Source organism: Bradyrhizobium sp. P5_C11_2 (assembly GCF_054049755.1).
Genome location: NZ_JBFULT010000024.1, coordinates 21,964 through 30,010 on the forward strand (window position 1 = coordinate 21,964; position 8,047 = coordinate 30,010).

Genomic DNA, 8,047 nt, shown 5'->3' on the forward strand with positions numbered 1-8,047 from the left:
AGGCCGGGACGACGGCGGAGTTTGTGGCAGGACGACAGTGCCTACTCCATCACCGCATGCTCCGGCCCCGCGGCCTGCTTGCGCAGCGTGGCCTTGGTGGAGCCGATCAACAATGCGAGCGGGATGGTGCAGAGGATGAAGACCATCACCAGCATATAGTCGTGCGCGAAGGCGATGATCTGCGCCTGCACGTTGACCATCCTGTCGGCCATGGCGCGGCCCGCGTCGGTGGACAGGTTGATCATGCCGCTGACGCTGGGCATCTGGAGCGCGTGGTTGAACGGATTGATGTGTTCGGACAGGATCGCATAGGTCCGCCGCGTGCCCTGCGTCAGCTGGGCGATGACGACGGAAATGCCGACCGAGCTCGCGACGTTGCGCATCAGGGTCAGCATCGCGGTGCCGTCGGTGCGCAGCTGGTTCGGCAGGGACAGGAACGCCACCGTCGAGAGCGGCACGAAGACGAGGCCGAAGCCAAAACCCTGGATGATGCTGACGGTCACGATCTCCGGCACCTGGGTCAGGTCGGTCCAGCCGGTCATCTGGAACAGCGAGCCTGCGGTCAGCGTCAGGCCCGCGATGATCAGCGTGCGCGCCTCGACATAGCGCATCATGCGGCCGACCAGCATCATGGCGAAGAAGGTGCCGAAGCCGCGGCTCGCCAGCAGCAGGCCGGCGGTGATGATCGGATAGCCGATCACGTTCTGCATGTAGGGCGAGGCCAGCGCCATGGTCGAGAACAGCACGAGCCCCATCACGATCATGAACATGCAGCCGGTGACGAAATTGCGGTCCTTGAACAGCGCGAAGCGGATGAACGGCGTCGAGGTCGTGAAGGAGTGCGCGACGAAGAAATAGAAGGCGACGGCCGAGACGATGAACTCAGCGATGATCTCGTTGGATTCGAGCCAGCCCAACTGCTCGCCGCGGTCGAGCGCGAGCTGGAGCGAGCCGATCGCGACCGCCAGTGCGGCGAAGCCGAACCAGTCGAATTTGAGACTGAGGTCCTTTTTGGTCTCATCCATGAAGACGATCAGCCCGAGCACGGTGATCGCGCCGAACGGCAGGTTGACGAAGAACACCCAGTGCCAGGAATAGGTCTCGGTCAGCCAGGCCCCTAACGAGGGGCCCATGATCGGGCCCATCATCACGCCCATGCCCCAGATCGACATTGCCTTGGCGCGTTCCTGGAGCGTGTAATAGTCGAGCATGACCRACTGCGACAGCGGCACCAGCGCGGCGCCGAACACGCCTTGCAGCAGGCGGAACAGCACCATCTGGTTGATGTCCTGCGCCAGCCCGCACAGCACGGAGGCGAAGGTGAAGCCGGCCGCRCAGATGACGAAGATGCGCTTGCGGCCGAAGCGGTTGGAGATCCAGCCCACCGGCGCGGTCATGATCGCGGCGGCGACGATGTAGGAGGTCAGCACCCAGTTGATCTGGTCCTGCGAGGCCGACAGCGTGCCCTGCATGTAGGGCAGGGCGACGTTGGCGATGGTGGTGTCCAGCGCCTGCATGATGGTCGCGGTCATGGCGCAGATCGTCACCATGTTCCGGCGCAGGCCGGGGACCATCAGGCTGGCATTGGGACCGGACATCGGATCAGTCCTTGTCTCAATCTTTGTCTTGGTTCGCCGCCGCCGACAGCCCGAACAGGCCGGCGAGCGAGCGCTTATGGCCGGTGTCGATGGTGGCATAGACGCTCATGCCGGCCTTCAGCTTCCGCACATATTTGTCGGTCTCGTCGAAATAGATCCGGATCGGCACGCGCTGCACCACCTTGACGAAATTGCCGGTGGCGTTCTGCGGCGGCAGGATCGCGAACTGCGCGCCGGTGCCGGGCGAGAGCGAGCCGATCTTGCCCTTGAAGACATGGTTCGGGAACGCGTCGACCTCGAGCGTGACGGGCTGGCCTTCGGTGACGTAGGTGAGGTCGCTCTCCTTCGGATTGGCATCGACCCAGGGATGGGCGACGTCGATGATGGAGAATACCGGCGTGCCGGCGGTGACGTAGCGGCCGAGCTGAATCTGCTCGACCTGGGTCGCAACGCCGCCCATCGGGGCGCGTACCACGGCATGGTCGAGATTGCGCTCGGCGTTGTCGAGCTTGGACTTGGCCTGGGCGTAAGGCGGGAATTTTTCCAGCGGCAAGTCGGTGTCGCCGAGCAGTTGGGTCTTGGCCGCCGAGATCTGCTGCTTGACGTATTGCGCGATCGAGCCGGACGTCACCAGCGCGTTCGCCGCGTTGTCGAGGTCGAGCTGCGAGCCATAGCTGTTCTTCACCAGCGCCTGCTTGCGCTCGACGTCGCGCTGCTTGAGGTCGACGCCCTGCTGGGCGAGATTGAGCATGTCGCCGTAGATCTTGATGTTGGCGCGGAGGTTGTCATAGGTCGACTGCGCCTGCGCGAGCTGCGCCCTGGCCTCGTCCACCGCGAGGCGGAACGGCACCGGGTCGATCTCGAACAGCTCGTCGCCCTGCTTGACGAGCTGGCCTTCCCTGACGACGACCTTCTCGATCTTGCCGGAGATGTCGGGCGTCACCAGCACCTTCTGCGCGCCGACATAGGCGTCATCGGTGCCGACATAGCGGCCGCCATTGAGATAGAAGGTGAAGCCGGCGACGGCCACCACAACCGGCAGCACGACCATCAGCAGGAAGCGGCGATAGCGGCGCAGGCCGGCGATCAGGCGGCGGCGCGGGTTGGTGCCGGCCTTCTTGGTGGGCTTGCCGCTGTCGTTCTTCTGCTCCGGCTGGAATTTCAGGACCTGATCAGCCATAGCGTTGCTCCTTGCGCGCCTGTTCCGCTCCGCTGGTCTGGATCGCGTTACGCACGTTTTCCTTGATGGATTCGAGTTGGGTGAGGAGACGGTGGGCGTCCGCCGGATTGATGCCGTCGAGGGCGTTGGCGGTGATTTCGGACCRCAGCCCGCTCATCCGGCCGAGCAGCGTCCGGCCGGCCTTCTTCAGGTACAGGCGTTTGACGCGGCGGTCCGAGGCGTCATTGCGGCGCTCCAGCCAGTCATTGTCGCAGAGCTTGTCGATCAGGCGCGTCAGCGTGATCGGCTGCACCTCGAGCAGCTCGGCGAGTTCCGACTGCTTCATGCCTTCGCTGCGCTCGACCTTGGCCAGCACCGCCCATTGCGCGCGGGTGATGCCGAAGCGCGACGCCTCCTTGTCGGCGTAGACGCGCAGCAGGCGATAGAGCTCGGCAAGCGTAAACAGGAAGTTCTGGTCCACGGGCCCCCGGCTCATGAGCTTGGTCTCCAATAAGCTTGGAATACAATAAGCAAGCTTATGATTTTTTCATGGCAGGTTAATGCGACGCTGTCCCGCCGGAAAAGCATGGCTGACAGCCGCGCGTGGCCCGGCCTTTGGGTTCCCCAGCCAAAATGCTAGAACGCAAGGCAATGACCCTCGCAAAACCGGCATTTCCCGCGCCCGACCACGATCACGGCCGCTGCACTGCGGAAGCACTGTCGCATGCCGAAGCGGTCTGCGAGCAACGCGCGCAGAAATTCACGCCGATTCGCCGCCAGGTGCTCGGGGCTCTGCTCTCGAGCCACCGGCCGCTGGGGGCCTACGAGGTGATCGACGAGCTCGCCAAGGCGATGCCCCGGCCGGCGCCGATCACGGTCTACCGTGCTCTCGATTTCTTGATGGCGAACGGCCTGGTGCACCGCATCGAAAGCCGCAACGCCTATCTCGCCTGCGCCGCCCACGACCACGACGCCACCTCCGCGGTGGCGTTCCTGATCTGCGAGCGTTGCGGCCTGGTTGGCGAGATTCCGTCAGCGTCCTTTGCGCAAGACCTCAACGCCGCGGCGCGCGCGTCAGGCTTTGCGCCGAAACTGTCCGTGGTGGAGATCACGGGCATCTGCACCCATTGTCAGAAAACATCTTGAAGCAACAACGGCGCGAAGCCGGTTTTCGGGAAGAAATGTCCACACCTCAAGCAATACAATCGGTCGGGCGTCCTCTCAGCGCCGGCGCCATCGCCCTGATGCTCATGCTGTGCCTGACCTGGGGCTTCAACCAGATCGCGGTGAAGCTGGTGCTGCCGGACATCCCGCCGATGCTGCAGGCGATGATCCGCTCGATGGGCGCGTTGCCGGTACTGTTCATCATCGGCAGCCTGCGCGGGGTCAAATTCTTCGAGCGTGACGGCACCTGGAAGCCGGGCCTCATCGCCGGGCTGATGTTCGGCATCGAGTTCGTGCTGATCTTCCAGGGCCTGCGCCTCACCCCTGCGTCTCGCGCGGTGGTGTTTCTCTACACCGCTCCGTTTTTCGTCGCGCTCGGCTCCTACCAGGTGCTCGGCGAGCGGCTCGGCGGCGCGCAATGGCTGGGGCTCGCCGTCAGCTTTGCCGGCGTCGCGCTCGCGATCGGTGTGCCGCAGCCCAATGTCGATTCACACGTTCTGCTCGGCGATCTCATGATCGTCGGCGGCGCGGCGCTGTGGGCTGCAACCACACTGGTTGCCAAGAGCACCCGGCTGCGCTTCGCCGCGCCCGAGAAGGCGCTGGGCTATCAGGTCGCGACCTCGATCCCGATCCTGGGCTTCGCCGCCTGGCTGTTCGGCGAATCCATCACCCACACGCCGGCACCGCTGTCCCTGGCCTTGATGGCCTTCCAGGCGATCTGGGTGGTAGGAACCACGTTCACGCTTTGGTTCGCGCTGGTGAAGACCTATTCGGCCAGCAAATTGTCCGCTTTTACCTTCATCACCCCTTTGTTTGGCGTGGTGGGTAGCTATTTCATCATGCACGACACCTTGAGCCTGACTTTCGGGGCGGCGGCCGTCCTTGTAATTGCTGGGCTTTTTCTGGTTAACCGTCCGAGCCAAGTGGCTGCGGCGCCGCGCGATGCATTGCTGAACGTCACCAAAACCTGATATTTGGACCCCATGAACAAGCTCGAAAACCCTCTCGATTCCGACATCGCGGGCCCGGCGCCCCGGCACCGCACCACCCAGGTCAAGGTCGGCGACGTTGCCGTCGGCGGCGGTGCGCCGATCGTCGTGCAGTCGATGACCAACACCGACACCGCCGATATCGACGGCACCATCGCTCAGGTCGCAGCGCTCGCGCGCGCCGGCTCCGAAATGGTTCGCATCACCGTGGACCGCGAGGAGGCCGCCGCCGCCGTCCCGCACATCCGCGACGGCCTTGCCAAGCGCGGCATCACAACGCCCTTGATCGGCGACTTCCATTATATCGGCCACAAGCTGCTCGCGGCCTATCCGGCCTGCGCCGAGGCGCTCGCCAAGTACCGCATCAATCCCGGCAATGTCGGCTTCAAGGACAAGCGCGATACCCAGTTCGCCGACATCATCGAGATCGCGAACAAGAACAACAAGCCGGTGCGCATTGGCGCCAATTGGGGTTCGCTCGACCAGGAGCTGCTGACCAAGCTGATGGACGAGAACGCCGCCTCGGCCAATCCGCGCGACGTGCGTGCGGTGACGCGCGAGGCGATGGTGCAGTCGGCGCTGCTCTCGGCCGCGCGCGCCGAAGAGCTCGGCATGCCGAAGGACCGCATCATCCTCTCGGCCAAGGTCTCGGCCGTGCAGGATCTGATCGCGGTCTACCAGGATCTTGCGTCACGTTCCGATTACGCCATCCATCTCGGCCTCACCGAGGCCGGCATGGGCACCAAGGGCATCGTCGCCTCCTCGGCCGCGCTCGGCATTCTGCTGCAGCAGGGCATCGGCGACACCATCCGCATCTCGCTGACGCCGGAGCCCGGCGGCGACCGCACCCGCGAGGTGCAGGTCGGCCAGGAACTCTTGCAGACCATGGGCTTCCGCACCTTCGTGCCGCTGGTCGCGGCCTGCCCCGGCTGCGGCCGCACCACCTCGACCACGTTCCAGGAGCTGGCCCGCTCGATCCAGGATTTCATCCGCGACGAGATGCCGGCCTGGAAGACGAAATATCCGGGCGTGGAAGAGCTCAACGTCGCGGTGATGGGCTGCATCGTCAACGGCCCCGGCGAATCCAAGCATGCCAATATCGGCATCTCCTTGCCCGGCACCGGCGAAGCCCCGGCCGCGCCAGTCTTCGTCGACGGCAAGAAGTTCCGCACGCTGCGTGGCCCGACCATCTCCGCCGACTTCAAGGCGCTGGTGATCGACTACATCGACCAGCGCTACGGCCAGGGCGCCAAGGTGCCGGTGACCGCGGCGGAGTAGTTTTTTTACTCCGCTAGCGCCCCACACTCCGCTGTCGTCCCGGCGAAGGCCGGGACCCATAACCCCAGGCAGGGGTTATGGTGCGAGATGGTGGTTGCGAGTCTTCGTCAAACGCGATCCTGTGGTTATGGGTCCCTGCCTTCGCCGGGACGACACTGTGTTTGCGGTGCAGATTGCACATCCCTCACCGCGCGCTACGATGTCTCCAATCAAGAACGATCGGGAGACAACACCCATGAGCTCACTCGCCGGCAAGCAGGGTCCGCGCTACCGCCACACCGCCGATGACGGCGCGCCCTACGAGACCATCGCGGTCGAAAAGCTCACGCCCATCATCGGCGCGGAGATATCCGGCGTCGACATCGGCAAGCTCGTCTCGGACGATGCGCGCTCCAACCGGCAGATGGACGAGGTCCATCGCGCGCTCGCCGAAAACCTCGTGATCTTCTTCCGCGACCAAGAGATCACGCCACAGCAGCACCTTGCCTTCGGCCGCAAGTTCGGCGAGCTGCATTTTCATCCGGCCGCGCCCCACGAGGACGAAGACCCGGCGCTGATGAAGATCTATGCGGACAAGAATTCGCCGCGCGCCAACGGCGAGGGCTGGCATTCCGACGTGTCCTGCGACCTCGAGCCGCCGATGGGCTCGATCCTCTACATCAAGCAATGCCCGCCGCGCGGCGGCGACACGCTGTTCGCCAACATGTACGCCGCCTATGAGGCGCTGTCGGACCGCATGAAGGCCTATCTCGATGGCCTCACCGCGCTGCATGACGGCGAGCCGATCTATCGCGGGCTCTATGCCAATTACGGCGTCGCCGACCGTCCGTCCTATCCGAACGCCGAGCATCCGGTGCTGCGCACGCACCCGGTCACGGGCAAGAAGKCGCTCTACGTCAACCGCGGCTTCACCCGCCACATCAACGGCATCCCGCGCGACGAGAGCGATGCGATGCTCGCCTATCTCTACCAGCACGCCGAAAACCCGCTGTTCCAGTGCCGCTTCCGCTGGACCGAGAACGCCATCGCGTTCTGGGACAACCGCTGCACCCAGCACCGCGCGATGTGGGACTACTGGCCGCACACCCGGTCGGGCACGCGCGTGACGGTGAAGGGCGAGCGGCCCGTGTAGGCGCCGCTTCTTGCGTTGACGTCCTCCCGCTCCCGCGCCAATCTTCCCAAAAAAACAAATAGGGAGGATCCGCGATGCTCCGCGCCGAGGACAACAAATTCCTGACCGAGGCCGGCCCGGGAACGGGCATGGGCGAGCTGTTGCGCCGCTTCTGGATTCCCGTCCTTCTGTCCGAAGAACTGCCCGAGCCCGACAGCGAGCCCAAAAAGATCACCGTGCTCGGCGAAGAGCTGCTCGCCTTCCGCGACTCCCGCGGCGTGGTCGGAATCATCGATCAATACTGCCCGCATCGCGGCGCCAATCTCTGGCTCGGACGGAACGAGGAATGCGGCATCCGCTGCGTCTATCACGGCTGGAAGTTCGACACCGACGGCCGTTGCGTCGACATGCCGACCTCCTATCCGGATATCAACGCCAAGGACCTGATCCGCATCAAGTCCTATCCGGTGCGCGAATGGGGCGAGATGATCTGGGCCTATATGGGCCCGCTTGATGCCATGCCTGAGTTGCCCGATCTCGAAATGGCGCTGCTGCCGGCCTCGCATCGTTACGTCAGCAAGAAATGGCAGGACTGCAACTGGGTGCAGGCGCTGGAAGGCTCGATCGACACCGCGCATTTTACTTTTGCGCATCTCTCCTTCGACAAGGAGGAGAACGAGAGTCTGGACATCAAGAAGCATTTCGTGAATCCGATCGCGCGGATGTCGAGCGACCACATGCGCTGGAT

8 protein-coding genes are annotated in these 8,047 nt (G+C 64.2%); 5 read left to right on the forward strand and 3 right to left on the reverse strand.

Annotated features, from left to right (window positions below; genetic code table 11):
* Positions 1 to 41: 41 nt before the first annotated feature.
* The 3 genes from ACXJL8_RS04665 to ACXJL8_RS04675 are packed head-to-tail and all read right to left on the reverse strand — an operon-like array spanning position 42 to position 3,253.
* Positions 42 to 1,598 (reverse strand): MDR family MFS transporter, encoded by a 1,557-nt coding sequence (locus tag ACXJL8_RS04665; RefSeq protein WP_456684674.1) that lies wholly within the window; start codon positions 1,596 to 1,598, stop codon positions 42 to 44.
* Between the two features lie 16 nt (positions 1,599 to 1,614).
* On the reverse strand, positions 1,615 to 2,778 hold the full coding sequence (locus tag ACXJL8_RS04670) for an HlyD family secretion protein (protein ID WP_456618385.1): 1,164 nt from the start codon (positions 2,776 to 2,778) through the stop codon (positions 1,615 to 1,617).
* Positions 2,771 to 3,253, reverse strand: coding sequence for a MarR family winged helix-turn-helix transcriptional regulator (locus ACXJL8_RS04675; RefSeq protein WP_456684675.1), 483 nt, complete (start codon positions 3,251 to 3,253; stop codon positions 2,771 to 2,773). The genes ACXJL8_RS04670 and ACXJL8_RS04675 overlap by 8 nt, the downstream gene beginning before the upstream one ends.
* Before the next feature lie 155 nt (positions 3,254 to 3,408).
* Between ACXJL8_RS04675 and ACXJL8_RS04680 the strand changes: the two genes are divergently transcribed.
* The 5 genes from ACXJL8_RS04680 to ACXJL8_RS04700 form a co-directional block, all read left to right on the forward strand.
* Positions 3,409 to 3,903 carry a Fur family transcriptional regulator gene (locus ACXJL8_RS04680; protein WP_456618384.1) on the forward strand — a complete coding sequence of 165 codons (495 nt, stop codon included), beginning with the start codon at positions 3,409 to 3,411 and terminating at the stop codon, positions 3,901 to 3,903.
* 35 nt (positions 3,904 to 3,938) lie between these two features.
* Complete coding sequence (locus ACXJL8_RS04685) at positions 3,939 to 4,892, forward strand: DMT family transporter (protein WP_456618576.1); 954 nt, start codon at positions 3,939 to 3,941, stop codon at positions 4,890 to 4,892.
* 12 nt (positions 4,893 to 4,904) lie between these two features.
* Positions 4,905 to 6,188, forward strand: a complete 1,284-nt coding sequence (gene ispG / locus ACXJL8_RS04690; RefSeq protein ID WP_456618383.1) for a flavodoxin-dependent (E)-4-hydroxy-3-methylbut-2-enyl-diphosphate synthase — start codon at positions 4,905 to 4,907, stop codon at positions 6,186 to 6,188.
* 235 nt (positions 6,189 to 6,423) lie between these two features.
* Positions 6,424 to 7,320 carry a TauD/TfdA dioxygenase family protein gene (locus ACXJL8_RS04695; RefSeq protein WP_456684676.1) on the forward strand — a complete coding sequence of 299 codons (897 nt, stop codon included), beginning with the start codon at positions 6,424 to 6,426 and terminating at the stop codon, positions 7,318 to 7,320.
* Positions 7,321 to 7,394: 74 nt separating this feature from the next.
* On the forward strand, positions 7,395 to 8,047 hold a 653-nt coding region (locus ACXJL8_RS04700), incomplete at its 3' end, for a Rieske 2Fe-2S domain-containing protein (RefSeq protein ID WP_456684677.1).

Coding starts and splice junctions, on each gene's coding strand:
- ACXJL8_RS04670 (WP_456618385.1), bottom strand. CDS start 2,778: ATGGCTGATCAGGTCCTGAAATTCCAGCCGGAGCAGAAGAACGACAGC.
- ACXJL8_RS04680 (WP_456618384.1), top strand. CDS start 3,409: ATGACCCTCGCAAAACCGGCATTTCCCGCGCCCGACCACGATCACGGC.
- ACXJL8_RS04685 (WP_456618576.1), top strand. CDS start 3,939: ATGTCCACACCTCAAGCAATACAATCGGTCGGGCGTCCTCTCAGCGCC.
- ispG (WP_456618383.1), top strand. CDS start 4,905: ATGAACAAGCTCGAAAACCCTCTCGATTCCGACATCGCGGGCCCGGCG.